The organism is Pseudomonas quasicaspiana, assembly GCF_021147825.1.
Lineage (GTDB): Bacteria > Pseudomonadota > Gammaproteobacteria > Pseudomonadales > Pseudomonadaceae > Aquipseudomonas > Aquipseudomonas quasicaspiana.
The window spans coordinates 1-19,807 of record NZ_JAGTPI010000088.1 but is presented as its reverse complement, the minus strand read 5'-3'; the positions used below and the strand labels follow the sequence as shown (position 1 = coordinate 19,807).

Sequence of the window (19,807 nt, the reverse complement as noted above, 5' to 3'; positions counted from 1 at the left end):
ATAGGCCTTATACATAGATGCAACCGGGTAGCAGTGTTCAAAAGCAGGTTGAATGTAGGGGCGAGTCCATACATAGGACCGGCTTTAGCCGGGAGGGCGGTATCACTAGCGAGGGATATTTAGCGAATGTCCCGACGTCCTCCCAGCTAAAGCGGAACGCCGCCCGGCCGGTCCTACGGAATAGCGCGGTCTATGTGGGAATGAATTCGCTCCCACAGGTCACGTGCCATCCCTGATAATGAGTGCTCGATCCCGATACATCCCCTTCTGCAGAGTTAGCTAGAACATTTTGGAATGACTAAAATAGCCAAACTCATTGCTGTTTTTTAATGCGTTGAAAGTTATAGCTTTGTGCAGTTATTTACTTTTTTGCGCAGATTAGATACCTGTTAGTTATGACAGTGACACCGTATTTCCTCCTGTTTAGTATCGCTCTACGTCGGCATAAATGAGCCTTTTGCTTTGGCGGCGTTGTGTGATATTTCGTGGCCAAGTGTCAATTTCAAGAGGGATATGTAATGAGCATAAAACAGGATGAAAAATCGAAGGCCCCGGTCAAGTTGAAAGCGCCCGTTGTGCTGGAGGCTCAGGTGATTGATGGTGAGAGCACTATAGACTTCGGGAGTCTTGAGCCGGAAGGCGCTACCTTGGTCGTTGCCTATGACGGCATCAAGACAGGGGATAGAGTCCAGGCGTGGGGACTGACGCCTCCCAACAACTACGATGAAACGCAAGTCGTTCCGGATAGAGCGATTTCTTTGACCTTCAAGGTGCCTAGAGCGTACTTTAGTGGAAAGCGGTCTGTAAGTTTTCAGTACTTTCTGCGGGCGGATGATAATAGTGTTATTGCTATATCTGAGGCCGCTCACTATACAGTTACTGATTCAGTTCCGGAGCCGTTACCTGCTCCGGCTATACAGGAAGCTGTCGCCGACTCCATTGTTGTTTCGAGTCTTCCGATCTCCGGCGCGACACTGCTGGTTGATTATCCGGGGGCTCAGGCTGGCGACGTTATTACAGCAAGTGCTATGGGTCCAAACAACACGAATCATTCGGAGACCAGGATTTCAATTGGTTCGGTCCCGATGACATTCAAGGTACCCAAGGCATGGTTTGATAAGGTCCTGGAGGATGGAGGTAGGGCGACAGTACATTCTTACCGTGTCGATCCGGTGAGTGGCGATCCAGGCAATGCTTCAAGCATGAAGATGTATGGGGTCGAGTGACAGGCTCCCACTCTATAGATTTCCTGTAGAAGCCAACTTGTTGGTGAGGCGTCAGACCTGCTTTGCCAGGTAAACCGCCTCGCGAACAAGTTCGCTCCTACCTGTATCAATCGCTCAGGTAATTAATACTCGATCCGCACATCCCCCTTCGGAATGCTGCAGCACGACAGAATGTAGCCTTCTGCTTCGTCTTCTTCGGTGATCCCGCCGTTGTGCTCCATCTCCACTTCGCCGCTGAGCTTCATCACCTTGCAGGTCCCGCAGATACCCATGCCGCAGGCTTTCGGGATCATCAGGCCGAGCTTGGCCGCAGCTGCGTGGACGGTTTCGCCCGGTGCCACGCGAATGCTCTTGCCGGTGTCGGTGAATTCCACCTGATGCAGATCCGAGGCGTCCACTTCAGGCGCTTCGGCGGCGATTTCGGCTTGTTCCACAGCATCGGCACGGGCTTCGGGAGGCGTCGCGCCGAACGATTCCTCATGGTATTGCGCCATGTTGAAACCGTTAGCTTCCAGCAGGCGTTTGACGGCCGTCATGTAAGGCGTCGGGCCGCAGCAGAACACCTCGCGCTCCATGAAGTCCGGCACCATCAGCTCTAGCATCTTCTGATTCAGATACCCGCGATAACCGGCCCAAGGCTCGCCAAGACCATGCTTCTCGCAGATCAGGTGCAGGCTGAAGTTATCGATCCGCGACGCCATGTGCTCCAGCTCGCGGTGATAAATGATGTCTTTGGGGGTGCGGGCGCTGTGCACGAACACCATGTCGACGTTGGCGTTGGTGTCGTAGAACCAGCGCGCCATGGACATCACCGGCGTGATGCCGACGCCGCCACTCAGGTAGAGGATTTTCGGGTTCGGGAAGTCGATGGCGTTAAACAGCCCGACCGGACCGTGGACCGCCAGCTCCTGACCTTCATGCAGCGTGTCGTGCAGATAGTTGGAAACCTTGCCGCCAGGCACGCGCTTGATGGTGACCGAGAAGCTGTAAGGCACCGAAGGCGAGCTGGAAATGGTGTACGAGCGCATCACCGGCACGCCTTCGATTTCAAGCTCCAGGGTCACGAACTGGCCGGGCTTGAAGAAGAACATGATTGGCTGGTCAGCCATGAAGCAGAAGGTGCGCACGTCCCAGGTTTCCTGGATCACTTTGACGACACGAACCAGGTGACGGCCGTTCGCCCATGTCTGGGTATTTACCGGGCTCAGGAAGCTTTGGGACATGCTGAATCTCCAACGGCCGACGACCGGCCTCATGATGCGAATTCTGCGTAAGGCGCAGACCACCCACTTACCTGCCAGCGACATCGGCGTACTTATCGCGACCAGCCCCTGATTACCTGCATTAGCGCGTCGGGAACGGATTCGGCCATGTCGCCCATGGATAAGGTCAAGTCTGCGCCGGACTCCACACTCGCCACTAAATGTTTATCGAAAAGCATGAGCGGCAAAACAATCGCCGTCTTGCGTGCCAAACGCCACAAAGAACCGTATTAGCCACATTCGCCGACCGTAAACCGTATGGTCATGAGGACTTCAAACGATGGACGTCACCGCAACCTTGAGCTTGGGCGATCCGCTGGAACCGGCACGTAAGGCCACTGCCGAGATGCTGCAGAATCGCGAACGCACTTATTCGCTGCCGCAGCCTTTCTACAGTGATGAGCGGTTGTTTGAAATCGACATGCAGGAGATCTTCCACAAAGAGTGGCTGATCGCGGGCATGACCGCCGAAATTCCGGCCAAGGGTAACTACCTGACGCTGCAGATCGGCAAAAACCCGGTGGTTGTGGTGCGCGGTCCGGATGGCGCGGTCAATGCTTTCTTCAACGTTTGCCGCCATCGCGGTTCGCGTCTGTGCACCAAGGAGAAGGGCAAGGTCGCCAAACTGGTGTGCCCATACCACCAGTGGACCTACGAGCTCGACGGTCGCCTGTTGTACGCGGGCAGTGAAATGGGCGATGACTTCGACATGAAGAACTTCAGCCTCAAGCCCATCAACGTGAAAACCGCGGGCGGCTATATCTTTATCAGCCTCGCGGAAAACCCGCCGGCCATCGACGAGTTCCTGCAGACCCTCAAGCACTACATGGAACCGTACGACATGGAAAACACCAAGGTGGCGGTGCAGACCACCTTGATGGAAAAGGCCAACTGGAAACTGGTGCTGGAAAACAACCGCGAGTGCTATCACTGCACTGGTTCACATCCAGAGCTCCTTAATACGTTGCTGGAGTGGGACGACGTAACAGATCCGCGTGCGACCCAGTCGTTCAAGGATCACGTCGCCGAATCGGCTGCGGCCTGGGAGGCTGAGAAGATCCCGTTCGCTCACGCTGCTTTTGGCTTGCGTAACCGTATCGTGCGCATGCCGCTGCTCAAGGGCACGGTGTCCATGACCATGGACGGCAAACAGGGCTGCAAGAAACTCATGGGCCGGATCACAAACCCGGACCTGGGCTCGATGCGCATCCTGCACCTGCCGCACTCCTGGAACCACTGCATGGGCGATCACATCATCGTGTTCACGGTGTGGCCGATCAGCGCTCAGGAAACCATGGTCAGCACCAAATGGCTGGTACACAAAGATGCCGTTGAAGGTGTGGACTACGACGTGGCTCGCTTGCGCGAAGTCTGGGACGCGACCAACGATCAGGATCGGCGCCTGGCTGAAGAAAACCAGCGCGGCATCAATTCCGACGCCTACCAGCCAGGTCCTTACTCCAAGACCTATGAGTTCGGTGTGGTCAACTTCATCGACTGGTACAGCGCCCGCATGCTTGAAAACATGGGTGCCGAGCCCGCGCCGTATCTGAAGGGTGTGGCGGTTAATCACGAGTGATGCATTGAAACCCTGTAGTAGCGGCCCCGGGGTCTCTGACACCACTCTGTCGCGAAGCAAACGAGAACCTGTAGGAGCGCGCTTGCCCGCGATTTGGTCTGTCGGTCGATGAATATATCGCCTGTGCTGACGCAAACGCGGGCAAGCGCGCTCCTACAGGTAAAATCATTCCAAAATCAGGTGGTTATATACCTTTTGGTAAGAGCTTCCGCAGATTGTTTTTCATCTGATCAAATCCCCGCAGGCCTAATCCTTCTGGATATCACCAGCCCGAGTAAATAACTAATCCACCGAGCAATCCCACAGCAATTGTGGAGAAGTCACTAATCCCTTTTATAAAACCGTTCTGAAGAGTGACTATCAAGTAGTTTCGTTGGCATAGCCACGACTTTCCGCTCGCACCCCCTGATGCCCAAGCCGTTGATGTAGTCGCTGGAAGACAAATTTCTGCATTTGCATCTTCTGTGATATCGCATCTCTCTAAACACTAAGTCCTACACGAATAGATGAGGTTATGCATGGGGTTGCTTATGTATTCCTACAACGTGCTGGAATTTTCCTACGGCATTATCGGACGTCGAAAATATTAAACGACTTGGCACGTTATTGAACGAAGTGGTACCAATACACCACTCGCGGCGCATGCCGTGAGCACGAAGGGAATTATTCCCGTTCACATAAATATATGGAGTACATCAAATGGGTCGTAAGCGTTCTGAAATCGCAATTGTTCCGTTCAACAAAAATGATGAGTTTGTAGGGGGGCTCTTGCCTAGTGAGACTCTGTTTTATTCACATGACTAATGTTGTGTAGCCCACGGGCTAGCTTGGGGGGGTGACCCCCAAGCACTACTTCAAGGAGCGAAAAATGTTTGAGCGTGATTTCTCTGTAATATCATCTGAGGAAAAAGTCCTGCAGGCTGCATCTTCGTTAGGTTTCTCGTTTTCGACAGAATTCAAAAATGCCTCAAAGACAGTTGCAGTATCGAAGTTGATAGACAAAACCGGCGTAACAGTAGCCGAAGGTGCCGGTAAAGGAATATTTTGTAAAATTGGTGCGCAGGCTGAAAGTCTGGAGCACTTTGCTCTGGATGATAATTTACTTACGGGTCTGGTTTCCTCCGCTATAGATGATATCCGTAGTCAGCCTTCGCTCAGTATGGACGGATTGCTCGCTAATCTTCCCAAAAGCCGTTCTGCAATCGACTGCGTCGAAATGCATGACATGCTCACGGGTGGCAAGGTAAGAGTACCTGCTGTAATTCAACTGCCATGCAAGGAGTTGGGAGATAAAATTGAGACGCACCCTGAGCTTTCCTATCTCAATCGCTATTCATCAAACTCAGGTCTTGCATTTGGTTGCTCAAAAAATGAAGCGATACTTCACGGGCTTAATGAGGTTGTTGAGAGACATGCACTTTCAAAGGTCCTAATGTCTCTGTGCGGTCAGCACGAAAAGCTACTGCTGAAATCTCCAAGTGCGGAGCTACTGGACGAATTATTTTTTGGTCAAGACTGTCTTCGCGCTTCGGTGGACGGAATGAAAGTATTGCTCACACATACCATTTATGGTGTCTATTTCTGTATGGCTATTCCGAAAAGGCCAGATGGCAGGTACCCCGTATGTCTCATCGGGTCTGGATGTTCTGTAGATGCGCGTGTAGCGATCGAACGTGCTTCAACCGAGCTTCTTCAGGCGTTGGAGTTGTTCGACGAGTCAGAGAGGGACAATGATCTCAAGGCCTATTCATTGATGCATCGGTCATTGAAATTACAGCCGCTGATCGACCTTGAAGTGCTCAGAAATAATGAATACATATGCAGGCGGCTGGATCCTCCCGGGAAAAAAACGGTCGCGCATCAGCTTGAATATATAATTGAACAGATTTCTGCTACCGGCTTGCGGATATTACGTCGAACACTGCTTGAATTTGATAACGGTTGCGTGGTGACTCAGATATACATACCTGGTGTGGAGCGTTTCAACTTGGTTCGAGCCGGTATTCCTGTGGTGCCGCAACATTTGCTGCATGCTAATAGGTCTTTTTCTTAAAGGCACCTAGTAAAATGTTCAATTTCTTGAAAGATACCTTTCTCGCAAAAAAGAGACTTTTTCTTAGCGCAACGGCTATAACGGTCCTTCTGAAAGGCGTTGCTGTCATTCCTGCGCTTTTATTGGGGAAGATTATTGATGGCCTCGTTTCTCCAGGCGTTGTTCCCGCCTCCGGTGTGTTTTGGCTTATTGCAGCGCTGTGTATAGCGATTATTTTTCAGTCTGTTTTCAGTCCACTGCAAACGTATCAACTGGTGAGCCTTGTGCAGACGACGCTGAAGGAAAAATCTATTGAATGGACCAAAGCTATCCTGGAGAAAGAGTTTGAAGCTTTTTCAGCTTTTAGACTCGGAGGATTGATTAAGGCCGTGGAGCGAGGCATCACCGCTCATGAAAAACTACTGACTTTTTTCATTACCTCAGGTTTTCCACTTTTCATTGAGTTGATTTTGGTCGGGGCAGTATTTGCCTATGCTGGAGGGTTTACGCTCTTTATAGTGCTTCTGGGTATATCGATCGGATATATGCTGCTTTACCACTATCTGGTTAACTGGAGAAGGCCCTATTTGCTAGTTGTCAATACTGAGGAAGATCTGGTTTCCTCCAGGCTATTTGAGACACTTAATGCTGGAAAAATAGTTAAACTAGAGCAGGCCTGTGACCATGCTCTTGGGCCGCTGTGCGAAAGTTACACGGCCTACGCGCGAGCGGCTACGAAGGTCGCCAGTACTGGCGCTGTTCTCGGGTCAATCAGGATTCTTTATACGGGCCTTTCAACGACTGCTTTACTGGCCTGGGGCGTTCAGGATCAGTTATCAGCTTCGCCGCATTTGACCGTAGGTAGCCTGGTTGCGGTGTTTTCTATTGCTGGGATGTTTTTGAATAACTTTAGTCAGTTAGCGGAGGCTTACAGGACGCTCGATCAGTTTTTAGTCGATAAGAAAAGACTTCAGGAGATTTTATCGTTAGAGAATCTTCTACAGGTGCTTCAAACCCCATTCCCAGACCGCCTTTCGATGTTGAATCTTTCGGTTATGAGTCCGCTAACTGACAGGCCTATGCGTTTTCAACGTGAGCAATCAGTTGCGATCATCGGACCCAGCGGAGCGGGGAAGACGACATTGTTGGAATCACTGGCAGGCGTGGTAAAGACCCGGCGGCATCACCTTGGCTTCAACGACCGGCGGCTACAGCCTCATGACATTGAGGGGTATTTGCGCCGTGTTCGCTACTGCCCACAGGGGGCGGCGTTTCTGGAAGGTGCTTTTGAGCAATCCGTGCTGTTCGGCCGCGAGACATCTTCGGTTCTCGCTCACGTCGTGGATGACCTCGAATTGCGGGAGTTGGTCGAAAATCGGCACATTTCTGAAGGTGCTAAAAACATCTCCGGGGGCGAAGCGAAGCGGCTTTCGCTGTTGCGGTTGATTAACCGCCCGGGGGATTTCAATTTGTTCGACGAGCCCACCGCCTCCCTGGACCAAGACACACGGTTGCGGGTATGGGATGTCATTTTTTGCCACTTCAAAAGCAGCGGGCTGATTTGTGTAACTCATGATTTGGAAGCGTTGCCACAATTTAATCGAGTCATTGTCATAAAGCAGGGGTCAGTGGTCGCTGATGGTCCATGGTCTGAGTTAGAAGGTGATGGGCGGATCGCAGAATTGGTGGCTCAAATCGTTTCTAGCTCAGCCGACTCCTGATTCCTGTGGGAGATTAAATGCTGATGTGGGACCGGCTTTAGCCGGGAAGGCGGTATTTCTGACGAGCCGTTGCTAGTGACGGTGACGGCCTCTTCCCGGCTAAAGCCGGTCCCAGGAGATCGCGACAATACCTAAGATCACGCAGAATTTGCCCTCGGAGTTAAAACCAGACCGCTCCCGTCGCACTCCGAAAGTTATCTTCACTCGCTTTGACACTCCGAAACAGTCTTAAAAACTGTCATTTCTACCAGTACCCACGCTATTCCCCCCGCCCTACCATCAGCTTGACTCTCGAGTGTGCATTCCGAGCATTTTTCCTTTGCGCAGACGCAATTGAGGAGAGGCTGAAATGAAGGCATGGCACAGGAGTGCGTTGCTCGTTGCAATTCTTATGAGTTGTTTACTGGCGCTCATGCTCAACGCAGCAACGGGCAAGAATGCCCCGCAGGCGGTATGGGAAGAGATTCACGCGGGAACGTTCGAAGAGCCGCGACAGATCAACGAACCGGCATGGCGAGGCGCGGTATTTCTTGATACCGACGTGCAACCAGGCGCGTTTTACGTGGCAGCTTTCGACAGTCAGCCCGAGCAGCCCAACCCTGCCTTCCCCGACGTACCGCAATCCAGTGAGTCCTGGACCTATGCGGGTCAACATTCAGGGTTGGGGCCGGACCTTAAACCCTTCACCGAACCCACCCGTATTGACGCACTTCACCTTGCGCAGATAGACGGTAAAAAGGCGCTGCTACGCTCGAAAATCGAGGGCCTGCCCAGCTCGCAAACGCCATATCCGACCACTTCTCAGAGCAATGACTTTTGGGCCTTCATCGGCTTCTTCGAAAAATCTGGCACCGAGAACGACATGAAAGGCATCGAGGACCTGGCATGGCCTGGTGTGTTCATGAAATACGAGCCGACCCATTCGGTTTATGTCGCATTGCGCACCGGGCATCCGCTAATCGACGCTTGGCCCGCGCCTGATAGCGAACAAGGCGCAGGCTATTGGAAATTTGCCGGGACGGACTCGGGGATCCCTGTTACCGCACCTAAGCCGTGGAGTGCACGAAGCACACAGGCAGGTTCTTATTACCACCAGCCTGCCACGGCTCTGCGTCACTACTACTGGGGTTCTAAATTCATCGGTTTCCCGGTCCTGATGGGCAAAGTATTTCCCAATGATCCACAAACAACCACCTCCTGGACTTACCTCGGCCGCCATCTCGGGTCGAATATAGACCCCAAAGCGTTTGGCGAGCCCTACGGTGGCAGTAATTTCTACCGGGCACGGATAAAGGGTAAATGGGTGGATGCAACTCCCCAGTTTCAAGGCACCCCTACCGCTGAAACCCCCTTCCCGACCGAGCTGGATAGTAACGATTTCTGGAGGCTGGTTATTATCACGGCACACGCCGGTACATGGCAGAGCCCGAAAACCCAGGAGGATACCTATACCTGGGCAGGCCAGATTCATTCACATCCGCAAGGCAATGGACATGAGCTGTACCGTTCATTGGTTTCGTATTATGCGGATGTGGCGGGGTGGCATTACGACGATACTGAGAAATGGCGGCTACTGGGCGTGTCCCTACACGCCGGGACAGTTGCAGACCCTAAAGGTCATGATGAGCTGACATGGCCGGGTGCGGTACATGCCAGTACCCTTGATGGGCAAACGGTCTATTTCAGATCGCTGGAGGAGGGCAACCCCGCGGAGCATGACTGGCCACTGCCCACCACAGCCACCAATAACGAGCACTGGCAAGTTATCCCGGTCGTTCCCGCCCCCGGTACGTTCGAGGAACCACGGCACTTCACCGATTACGGCCAGCCCGGCTCGGTTTATGTGGATAACCACGGCAATCATCTAAAAAACTATTACATTTCGCACATCGAAGGCTACCCCGCCGACGATATCGACAGCTTTGCCACGGTGGGCCTGGCAGATCCTAACTGGGAGTTTGCCGGTCGCCACGCAGGGCTGATGACGGATCTGAAACCCTTTGATGACATCACTCGGGTCGGTGCTTTCCATGAGGCCGCGATCGCCGGGCAGCGGGCGCTGGTCCGTTCGCGCATCACGGGCTGGCCGACCGAGGCCACTCCTTATCCGGTGACGCTGGCTAGTACCGAACATTGGGAATTCCTCGGCGTGTTCAAACATGCAGGGACGGTGGACGACTTCAAAGGTCATGACGAAATGACCTGGCCGGGGGCGCTGCATCTTGACGAAGCCCAGCAGATAGTTTTCGCGGCACTTCAGGCTGGTGAGCCTGGACCCGAAGGCTGGGTATACCCGGTCGGTGAGGAGAGTAACGAGCAGTGGGACTTCGTCACCTCGCTGGCAAACAGCGGCACTGTCGACGCTCCCCGTGAGCGCAACATGCTGAGTACCCCGGGGGCTATCTTTGCCGATCAGCGTGGTCTGCTGCGTCAAAAACTCTACCGCTCTACATTCAGCGGCTTTGCAAAAGAGGTCGGCGCGGTATACCCCTCGGGGACTGAGTCCAACCAGTTTTATGAATATGTGGGCGAGCACGCCGGGACGTTTACCGATCCCAAATCGTTCAACGAACCCACATGGCCAGACGCGGTTCATCAGACCACCATTGAAGGCAAGCTAACGTTCCTGAAGTCGAAGTTTGACGGGGTGCCAAGTGCGGAAACGCCTTACCCGGAAACCCTTGCCAGCAATGCATTTTGGGGCTTTGAATTTACAACTGACCAGGCGGGGACTTATGTCGATCCCAAAAACATGCACGGTACGACCTGGCCTGAGGCTGTCCATACAAACCGGTTTTTAGGTCAGGACACGCTTTATCTGGCCAAACAGTTTGGCAACCCGGCCGAAGATCAGTGGCCTGATCCAAGTGCTTCCGCTGACGCCTATTGGGACTTGGTGGGTATGGTCTTTCACAAAGGCACATTTGCAGACCCGAAAGTCTTCAATGAGGTCACCGCCGTTGGGCTCATTCATACCGGTACTGTCGAGGGTGAGCCGCTCTATTTCCGATCACTCGTAAATGGCCAGCCCGAAGAAAATGGCTGGGCGTATCCAGACGCAGAAGCCAGCAATGAGTACTGGGAATACCTCGGGAAAAACTTACGACAAGGCACGTGGGGCGATCCGAAAGGAGCCAATGATTTCACCTGGCCCGGGCTGATACACGCTGTGCAGATAGATGGCAAACGGGTTTATCTGACTTCGAATGTGGACGGTCTGCCCGCCGAGCATGACTGGCCCTATCCTGAAACTGGCAGCAACGCCTACTGGAGTATTGCAGGCGAATCACGTCACAGCGGTAGCCTCATCAACCCTAAAGACCAGCGAGAAGTGTCCTGGGTAGGCGCTATCCATATGCATCAGGACGGGCAGACAAGAACGTATTACCGCAACAAATTGCTTTCCGGCAATCTTGAGGTGATTGGTGGCAGTTATCCACTGCCTGAGGGCGAAGGCAGTACTGTCGCGTGGGAGTATCTCGGAAGCAACAGCAATGCCGGTACGCTGGATGATCCACATACCGGTCCCGCTCTGACGTGGCCGGGCAATGTTCACAAGCTGACCCGCACCGAGACTGATATTTACTATCAGGCCAGGTTCACCGGGGTTGCCAACGCCACCCATCCATTCCCGACAACGTTAGGGAGTAGTAATGATGATTGGACCTTCGTAGGGAAAAGCTCACAGCCTGGCACAGTGCTCGCGCCCAAAGATTCTCATGAAATGACCTGGCCAGAGGCGGTACATCGGTTTGCGCGGGATGGTCAGACTTATTACGTGAAGTCGAAAGTCAGCGGCGTGCCGCCTGAATCCGGCTGGAAATACCCTACATCTTCAGATGGCGATGCCCAGTGGGAGTATCCCGACATGGGCGTCATAGCGGGGACTTGGAACGACCCTAAAAACTTGAGTGACGCGACGTGGCCTGAGGCTATTCACGTCCAGAAGCGTTATGTATGGATAGATGGAGGTTGGTCCTTGGGGCGATCGTTCTTCAGGGCTAAGTTCTGGGGGCGTGGATCGGAACATCCGGACGGTTATCAGGACGCCGAGCTGTTCGATTCGCTTGGTTATTCGCTTTATCAGGGGACACTGGACAGCCCCAAATTTCTCGATCAGCCAACGTGGGTGGGGGCAATTCATTGGGGGAGGGTGCCGCACTCTCTATTTGAGGCTAAAAAAGGCGGGGAAATGGTTGATCTCGGCGAACCTCCGTTTTCGCCTAGCGACAATACCTCGTGGCGCTTTCTCGGCTGGAACATGAATAAGGGCACCTTCGCGTTACCAAAAACATGGACCGAATACACATGGCCCGGACGCATCCATAACTACGATATCGGTCGCACCATCCTGTATTTCACCCCAAAAGTGACCGGGACTCCTTCGGACCATAACTGGTATTACCCCACCGACGAAAGCAGTAATGATTGGTGGGCTTATATTGGAACTACTGAGCACGCCGGTACTTTCGCGGACCCTCATCAATGGAGTGAGGTCACGTGGCGGGGTGCAATCCATCAAGTCAAACTTGCCACCAGCATTCGGTATTTCGAGGCTCAATTTGTCGGCAGTGGGCAGACGAATGGATGGGGGTATCCCGATGGCGAGCTCAGCGACCAGCATTGGAAGTATGTCGCGACTGGCACCCATGCAGGTACCGTGGAAGATCCGAAAGATGTTGGGCCCGAGCCCGTTTGGCCTGGTGTAATAGTCGTTAGCAGCAGAGATCCTATAGGTGCCCGATACTACACCGCAAAAAATGATGGCATCCCGCTAGCGAGGTGGCCATTACCTGTGGGGCAAACGAACAATGAGAACTGGGAGTTTTTTGGTACATCGAAACATGCAGGGACTAAAGAGGATCCTAAAGAGTGGGAGGAAGTCACATGGCCGAGTGCGTTTAACTATGCAAGCAGGTCCGGTGTTCGTGCTTTCTATAGCCCTAAACGCGCTGGAGTCCCTGCCAATAATAGCTGGATATACCCCGCCGAGTTGAAGGATGACGAAAACTGGGTTTATTCAGGGTATATTCATACTAACGGCACCATCGAAAATCCCAAAAGATACAATGATGTTACCGAGCCAGGTTTGTACCATCGTGGGATTGTCTCCAATCAGCAAGTGTTGTTCGCCTCCAGGTTTCAGGGGCAAGCCGATCCGCCCGGCCGGCCTGATAATGTGCCGGAGAAAAGCTTTCCCGCTGTCGGTGCTGATAATGAATGGTGGCACTTCACTCGCCAGGGAGACGGTACTGTTAATATTCCCAACGGGTGGTATGACTATTCCTTGGCAGGGGATGTGAATGAGTACATCAACAGAGGTAAGCGTTTTTTGTTCAGGGCCAAATACGAGGGGCGCCCGTCGAGCCATAACCGATACTATCCAGTCTCTGAAGTCGACAATGAGAACTGGCAGTACTACTCGATACATCGTGGCACTAACGATGATCCAAAAGAGTGGGCGGAATATACGTATATAGGTGACTTCCATCGCTACAGGTACGGGGATGAGACATCCTTCTTCAAGGCTAAGAAAGAGGGATACCCGGTCAACCTCGGTAATTACCCCGGTGGTGGGGAAAGTAATGAGGTCTGGGATTATATGGGCACGCATGCCGGGACCCGGCAAGACCCGAAAGTCTGGGAGGAGCCAACATGGCCGGGAGCAATCCATTGGTACCGTGAGCGGAATTTGTATTTCATTTCAAGGATTACGGGTTGGCCATATGATCACAGCGCCTATTACCCGAACAGTGCCAGCAGCGATGCCAACTGGGAGCATATTGATACCTCGCGGTGGACAGCAGCAGGTGTTAATGATTTCTCCAAACCGTTTGATGAATACAGCTGGGTGACTGCGCACAATGCCTTTATCGGCGACAGGGGAATGGCTCAGACGTTGCGTGATTCTTTCAATCGAGGCGTTCGTGCCTTTATGATGGATATACATATGCAGGGGGTTGGCGTCTCGGACCCTGGACATGTCAGGGTCTGTCATTTAGTCCTTATTTCTTATTGTCATGAAATCGATCCGCTTTTAAAGGACGCTTTTGTGGTGTTTTTAGATCTGCTAAAAAAGAACAGAGACGCTATTATTACAGTAACGTTTGAATCTACTGTCCCTCGCGCTGAGCTGAAAAAAGTGCTTGACCAATTTCCTGAGCTCGCTACTTACAGTGTCTTGCCACCAGTCAATGGACTATGGCCCACTCTGCAGCAAATGATTGATACTAATAAGAGACTTGTCATGTTTGGCGATGGCGATAGCTGGGGTACTTATACGACGGGAGATAAAACTGTCTCCATTTTACAGGCCCGGGATACTCAGGTTGAAAATACCTACAATCTTGGGGATACGGCGGTTACCCATAACTGGGAATGCAAAAGCCGATACAACCACCTCGCGCTTTCATTGCGCAAGGTATACGGCACTTTCAATCGCACATTTGTGCTCAATCAATTTCACTCATGGGGTGGCAGCACGGCCGATGCCGGAGATGTAGATAACAACCTCACCCGGTTGCAACGGCGCGTTGAGTACTTTTGCGGCCAGCCAAGTGGTGGGAGAAATCCCAATTTTCTGGCCATCGACTTCAATCAGGTGGGCGATGCATTTCCCTATGTCGCAGCGATGACCCAAGGAGGGTTCTACTTCTATGAAGGTAATGACGTCGACCGAGCCCGGGATACGGTATGCGTCTTGCCCGGCGGTCAAAGCGCCCCAGGAAGTGGTGTGCACTACGACTTGAGACTTGCTACACGTGGTTGCGAAGAGGACGAAATCAGGTCCATGGAACTGAACGGTATCAGCGCCGGGACCCGCATTGAGTTGTATGACAGCCCAAGCGCAGACCGTCAGGATGACTTCACCATTATTGATGTGAAGCAGTCGGTGCCCTTGCGGCAACGCGTCAGGATCAATTCACTGGAGGGTTCTGAAGATAATTTCTGGTACCGAAAACTGGCCTTCCGCAATAATGGCCTCGACGGGAAAATCTCCCGGATAAAGATCAGCAGCACGCCGGATACCGAAGATTTTGCGGATGCTCAGGTGGTGTTTTATGAAGAAGTGAACGGCAAGCAAAATATCGTCTGTACGGTTCCGTTCACCAGGCAGAACGTGAGGGCTGGCCATGGCAACAACAGCTATGGGTGCGACAACGACGAAATTGATTCCGCCGTCATCGTGCAGGCAAAGGCTGGCTCCTACTTTTCCGTGGTCGGTCACCCTCATGGCGAATATAAGCAGGGGCTCGCAGAAGTACGGGTAAAGAAAGACATTTTGATGCCGCTGACCATCAACAATTTTGAAAGCAGTTTTGAAAATGAGTACGTCAAGGTTCGCAGATGCCGAGGGCACAAATTAGAAGGTAAGATTTCATACCTTTATTTCTGGCCGGACGGGCACGTTTTTGATTGCGGTGAATAGAGGGCGTAACGAGTGGTGTTGATCAAAAGTCGACCAACACCACTTTGGCCCAACCCCGCCGCCCTCTGCCAGCTTCAGCAAACAACTTATCCACAAGACCACCCACAGCAATTGTGGGGAAGTCAGTTATTCGTCCTGTAAAAAACCAATAAAAACCGTGACTTATTCAAAAGTACCTTTCTTGGTAGATATTGATCAATAATTGATCGAATCTCTCTAGGCCACGTTGTATGCGGTCTGTAGCTGATCGCGAACACCTTATCCACAGATGCGCCAACAGAGTTTGGGGGCAACTTTGAGTCAGGGGCGTCGTATCTGTGGAAAACCTTTGAAAGCCTTGTCTTTCAAGGTTGACAGGAGGGGGTTTAAGCTTTTTTGTTGAGGTTGGTCGTTTTTTGATCGTTTTCTTTCAGGCCTTTATATACGTGGCCTCCAGAGGTAAGCGAACAACTTGTCCACAGAAGCGCCAACAGACTTTGTGGGTAGTTGTGGATGATCTAATTATCCAGCGGATGCTTTATCCACAATGGAAAACCAATAAAAACCGTAGGTTATGCTGGTTGTTTTTCGATCAGTGAGCTGTAAGGCGCGGCCAGCATGGGGTGCAGGGATCAGCGAACAACTTATCCACAGACCCGCTAACAGCCAATGTGCACAACTTCTACATCTCGCACCACGCGATACCCTGTTGGAGCGAGGCTTGCCCGCGAAGAACGATGACGCGGTAGACCTGATAAAACGGGGCGCCTGTATTCGCGGGCAAGCCTCGCTCCAACGAATCACCTGAGCCCGTCGACGCCATTGGCTCAGGCTCTGATCGAGGCGGACGGGCCTGACGCTCACAGGTTTGAATATCTCTGGTAGGAGCGAACTTGTTCGCGAGGAGCTGGCGCAGGCTATAGATATTCATCGTCTGTAAAAGCGCTCGCGAACAAGTTCGCTCCTACCGTCCTGCTCAGTGGCTTTAGACGGACGCCACTGGCTCAGGGCTTGATGCTCACAGGCTTGAATAACCTCGGTAGGAGCGAACTTGTTCGCGAGGAGATCGACCAGCCTATAGGTTTTCATCGTCTATAAAGATGCTCGCGAACAAGTTCGCTCCTACCGTTCTGCTCAGTGGCTTTAGAAAGAATGACTCTGCTGCCGCCGACGCCATTGGCTCAGGCTCTGGTCGAGGCGGGCGGGGCTGTCGATTTCCTGGCGGCGGGCGTGGCTGAACAGGATCAGCGCTAGCTCTGCCGTCACCAATGCATCGGCGCTGGCGTGGTGGCGCTCTTCAGCATGCAGTCCGAAGAATTGTGTCCAGTCATCAAGCCCGGCTTTACGAAAACCAGCCTGTGGAAAAAGCATAGGCGCGATTTCAGCTACATCGAGAAAGTGATGTTCAAGGCGATAGTCCAGGTTGTCTTTCAGAGCCCGGCTGAGCATGTGCTGATCAAAAGGCGCATGAAATGCCAGCAGCGGGCTTTCGCCGACAAACTCCATGAAATCCAGTAGGGCCTGCACAGGCTCACTACCCGCCGCAATCGCGCTGGGTGCCAGGCCGTGAATCAACACGGCGGGGCTGACTTTATGGTTGGGACACAGCAGCGTTCGTTCGAACTGCTGACTCAGGTCAATGGCCCCGTCCTCGATGACCACTGCACCGATGGATAGCACCTGATCACGGTTCATGTTCAGGCCGCTGGTTTCCAGATCGACCACGACCCAGCGTTGCTGCCGCAGCGGGTGTTCGCTAAGGGGGGCTGCCGAAGCAAGGTTCGCCAGACGCTGTTGATCACGTTTTTCCAGCGACGGTTTTGGTGGCCGGGGGCGTAGCCATTGGAACAGGTTCATGCTGGTAAACAGACTCATAGTTGATAACGCAGCGTCAGACTGGTTTGCAGGCGCTGGGCCTGGCGCAATGATTCACGCAGGATCCGCCGGTCCAGATGGTTGAGGGTGTCTGGATCGATACGGTTGGACCATGGCAGGTTCTGTCTGCTTTGCAATTGATGCTGCTGCATGCGGGTTTGTTGAATGAAGTGGTAGGCCTCCTCATAGGCGGCGCCGTCCTGGGCGTCGATGACTTCGCGTGCAACCAGCTGGCGCAGGCGCTCCAGGGTGTTGTTGACGCCAATGCCATTGGCCAACGCCAGCACGCGCGCGCCATCGACGAACGGCGTCAGGCCCTGGGTCTTGAGGTCCAGGGTGTCCTTGTCGCTGCCTTTACGGGCCAGGACGAAGTCTTTGAAGCGTCCCACGGGTGGACGCTGGCGCAGTGCGTTCTCTGCCAGCATGCGCTGGAACAGACGGTTGTCGGCGACCTGATCGAGGATCTGCTGACGCAACTGCTCGCCGCCGCTTTCTTCGCCCCAGACTACCCGCAGATCGAAATAGATACTGGAGTTGAGCAGGTTCTCCGGCGTTGCGTCGCGGATGAACGCGGCAAAGCGTCGAGACCATTCAGCTCGGGAAAGGCACAGTTCCGGGTTGCTCGCCATGATGTTGCCTTTGCACAGCGTGAAGCCGCATTGCGCCAGGTTCTGATTGATGCGCTCGGCAATCGGGAGCAGCAGACCGCGAATATGCTCCGCTTCAGCGGCGTCCTTGGCATCGAACAGGATGCCGTTGTCTTGATCGGTGTGCAGGGTTTGCTCGCGACGACCTTCGCTGCCGAAACAAAGCCAGCTGAAGGGAATGCCAGGGTCGCCTCTTTCCTGCACGGTCAGCTCAATCACGCGGCACACGGTGTGGTCGTTGAGCAGGGTGATGATCTGGGTGATCTGGGTCGAGGATGCGCCGTGGGCCAGCATGCGATCCACCAATTGCACGATATCGCCGCGCAGGTTGCACAGGCTGTCGATGCGCGGTGCCGTGCGAATGGTCCGAGCCAGATGAACCAGATCGACCCGTTGCAGCGAGAACAGGTCTCGTTCTGATACCACGCCGCACAAGCGACCGTCTCTGACCAGGCAGACATGCGCAATGTGTCGGCTGGTCATGGCGATGGCCGCATCAAAGGCGCTGGCGTCAGGGCTGAGATGGAAGGGCGCCTGAATCATGCGGCTCTGGATCGGCTGGCTGAAGTCGACATTGATGTCGGCCACGGCCTCACGCAGGTCACGCAACGTGAAAATCCCTAGCGGTGCCTGATGCTGGTCTATGATCACGATGCTGCCAACCTGTTGCTCGTGCATCAGCTTCACAGCTTCACGCATTGGCGTATCAGGCGTACACATCACGGGATGACGCATGGCCAGCTCGCCAAGCCGGGTATTGAGGGAGTATTGGGTGCCGAGGGTTTCAACGGCGCGTTGCTGGACCTGCTGATTAACCTGATCCAGCAGGCTGCTGACGCCCCGCAAGGCGAAGTCTCGGAAGGTTGTGGATAACGCGAACAGCTTGATGAACGCCTGCTTGTTCAGCTGCAGGCAGAAGGTGTCTTCAGCGGCCAGATGCTCGGTGCGGGTAGCCCTTTCTCCCAGCAGAGCGGCCAGCGGAAAGCATTCGCCGGTGGTGATTTCGAAGGTGGTTTCAGTGCCGCCTTTTGCTGTGTGAGGACGCTCGCCGACCACTCGCCCTTGTTTGACGATGTAGAAATGCTCTACTGGGCCATCGCTCGGCTTGATGATGCTCTCGTTGGCGGCGTAAAAACGCAGTTGGCATTGTTCGACCAGATACGCGAGGTGCGCATTTTCCATATGGTCGAATGGCGGGAATTTTTGCAGGAATTGCATGGTGCCGTGAATGTTCTGCAACACCGCTGTTTTCCCGGCCTGGGTGAATGCATCGGCTCGACTCATGACCAGCACCGCTTTGTTTTTATTGAAGGCTATGGTCGGCCGCTTGAGGGGTAGTGCCCATTGGACGTAAGTCTTACGACAACAAAAAGATTTCTGACTCTTACCTTCATGGTGTAAAAAGCACCTGTACAGAGTTGTACGATGCTTGGGACGGCCCTTGTTCGAATGCAAGGGCGCCAGCAAAAAAGCACACAGATATCTCCGGGCAGAGCCCGGTGTTTTTGTCAGTCAGTGCAAAGGAATGAGGCGGTTATGCTGGATTACGATATTTTGAGCGATGAAGAGCGCGAAGCTCTGCATGAGGTGATGCTCGCGCCGCCGTCCAGTTCGGAGCAACGGGTGCTGATCGTGGACGATGACCGGGACGCGCGCGAACTGCTGGCCGAAATCCTCAGCCTCAACGACATAAGTTGTCTGACGGCGGCTGGCGGTAACAGCGCCATGGAGTTGCTTCGCACCCGTGACAGCATCGCTCTGCTGATTACCGACCTGCGGATGGCTCCGTGTAACGGCCTTGACCTGATTCGTCAGGTCCGCGATTCCGAGCGTGCTTCGTTGCCGATCATCATTGTGTCCGGTGACGCCAACGTGCGTGATGCGATCGATGCCATGCACCTGAGCGTGCTGGACTTCCTGCTCAAGCCCATCAACACCAAGCAGTTGGTGAAGCTGGTGAAGAGAGAGTTGGGGATGGAGTGAGGGTTATGTGGGAGCCGAGCTTGCTCGCGATAAGGCTGGACGCGGTTCACTTCAGATCACGTCCAGCCTTATCG

The 19,807-nt window shown here is 53.5% G+C and carries 9 protein-coding genes; 6 read left to right on the top strand and 3 right to left on the bottom strand.

Translation table 11 applies throughout. The features are described from left to right. Positions 1-518: 518 nt before the first annotated feature. Positions 519-1,226: a hypothetical protein gene (locus KDX30_RS27915; protein ID WP_231678095.1), complete on the top strand. Its 708-nt coding sequence runs from the start codon at positions 519-521 to the stop codon at positions 1,224-1,226. Positions 1,227-1,348: 122 nt separating this feature from the next. Here KDX30_RS27915 and gbcB read toward each other — a convergent pair whose 3' ends face one another. Beyond that, positions 1,349-2,449 carry a glycine-betaine demethylase subunit GbcB gene (gene gbcB, locus KDX30_RS27910; protein WP_231678094.1) on the bottom strand — a complete coding sequence of 367 codons (1,101 nt, stop codon included), beginning with the start codon at positions 2,447-2,449 and terminating at the stop codon, positions 1,349-1,351. Positions 2,450-2,768: 319 nt separating this feature from the next. Here gbcB and gbcA point away from each other — a divergent pair, with 319 nt between their 5' ends. The 4 genes from gbcA (at position 2,769) to KDX30_RS27890 (ending at position 15,249) form a co-directional block, all read left to right on the top strand. After that, positions 2,769-4,067: a glycine-betaine demethylase subunit GbcA gene (gene gbcA, locus KDX30_RS27905; protein ID WP_027899826.1), complete on the top strand. Its 1,299-nt coding sequence runs from the start codon at positions 2,769-2,771 to the stop codon at positions 4,065-4,067. A gap of 868 nt (positions 4,068-4,935) precedes the next feature. Then, a complete protein-coding gene (locus KDX30_RS27900) occupies positions 4,936-6,120 on the top strand; it encodes a YcaO-like family protein (RefSeq protein WP_231678093.1) in 1,185 nt (394 codons plus the stop codon). Between the two features lie 14 nt (positions 6,121-6,134). Next, complete coding sequence (locus tag KDX30_RS27895; RefSeq protein WP_231678092.1) at positions 6,135-7,820, top strand: ATP-binding cassette domain-containing protein; 1,686 nt, start codon at positions 6,135-6,137, stop codon at positions 7,818-7,820. 349 nt (positions 7,821-8,169) lie between these two features. Beyond that, on the top strand, positions 8,170-15,249 hold the full coding sequence (locus tag KDX30_RS27890) for a PI-PLC domain-containing protein (RefSeq protein ID WP_231678091.1): 7,080 nt from the start codon (positions 8,170-8,172) through the stop codon (positions 15,247-15,249). A gap of 1,122 nt (positions 15,250-16,371) precedes the next feature. On the opposite strand, the gene KDX30_RS27885 is transcribed toward KDX30_RS27890, so the two are convergent. Further along, complete coding sequence (locus KDX30_RS27885; RefSeq protein ID WP_231678096.1) at positions 16,372-17,085, bottom strand: 3'-5' exonuclease; 714 nt, start codon at positions 17,083-17,085, stop codon at positions 16,372-16,374. Between the two features lie 14 nt (positions 17,086-17,099). Continuing rightward, positions 17,100-19,034: a DUF294 nucleotidyltransferase-like domain-containing protein gene (locus KDX30_RS27880; protein ID WP_231678090.1), complete on the bottom strand. Its 1,935-nt coding sequence runs from the start codon at positions 19,032-19,034 to the stop codon at positions 17,100-17,102. Positions 19,035-19,286: 252 nt separating this feature from the next. Between KDX30_RS27880 and KDX30_RS27875 the strand changes: the two genes are divergently transcribed. Then, positions 19,287-19,733, top strand: a complete 447-nt coding sequence (locus tag KDX30_RS27875) for a response regulator (RefSeq protein WP_027899830.1) — start codon at positions 19,287-19,289, stop codon at positions 19,731-19,733. Positions 19,734-19,807: the final 74 nt, after the last annotated feature.

What these genes read in the sequence shown, in the direction of transcription:
- KDX30_RS27900 (WP_231678093.1), top strand. Translation starts at nt 4,936, where the DNA reads ATGTTTGAGCGTGATTTCTCTGTAATATCATCTGAGGAAAAAGTCCTG.
- gbcA (WP_027899826.1), top strand. Translation starts at nt 2,769, where the DNA reads ATGGACGTCACCGCAACCTTGAGCTTGGGCGATCCGCTGGAACCGGCA.
- KDX30_RS27880 (WP_231678090.1), bottom strand. Translation starts at nt 19,034, where the DNA reads ATGAGTCGAGCCGATGCATTCACCCAGGCCGGGAAAACAGCGGTGTTG.
- KDX30_RS27875 (WP_027899830.1), top strand. Translation starts at nt 19,287, where the DNA reads ATGCTGGATTACGATATTTTGAGCGATGAAGAGCGCGAAGCTCTGCAT.
- KDX30_RS27915 (WP_231678095.1), top strand. Translation starts at nt 519, where the DNA reads ATGAGCATAAAACAGGATGAAAAATCGAAGGCCCCGGTCAAGTTGAAA.
- KDX30_RS27895 (WP_231678092.1), top strand. Translation starts at nt 6,135, where the DNA reads ATGTTCAATTTCTTGAAAGATACCTTTCTCGCAAAAAAGAGACTTTTT.
- KDX30_RS27885 (WP_231678096.1), bottom strand. Translation starts at nt 17,085, where the DNA reads ATGAACCTGTTCCAATGGCTACGCCCCCGGCCACCAAAACCGTCGCTG.
- gbcB (WP_231678094.1), bottom strand. Translation starts at nt 2,449, where the DNA reads ATGTCCCAAAGCTTCCTGAGCCCGGTAAATACCCAGACATGGGCGAAC.
- KDX30_RS27890 (WP_231678091.1), top strand. Translation starts at nt 8,170, where the DNA reads ATGAAGGCATGGCACAGGAGTGCGTTGCTCGTTGCAATTCTTATGAGT.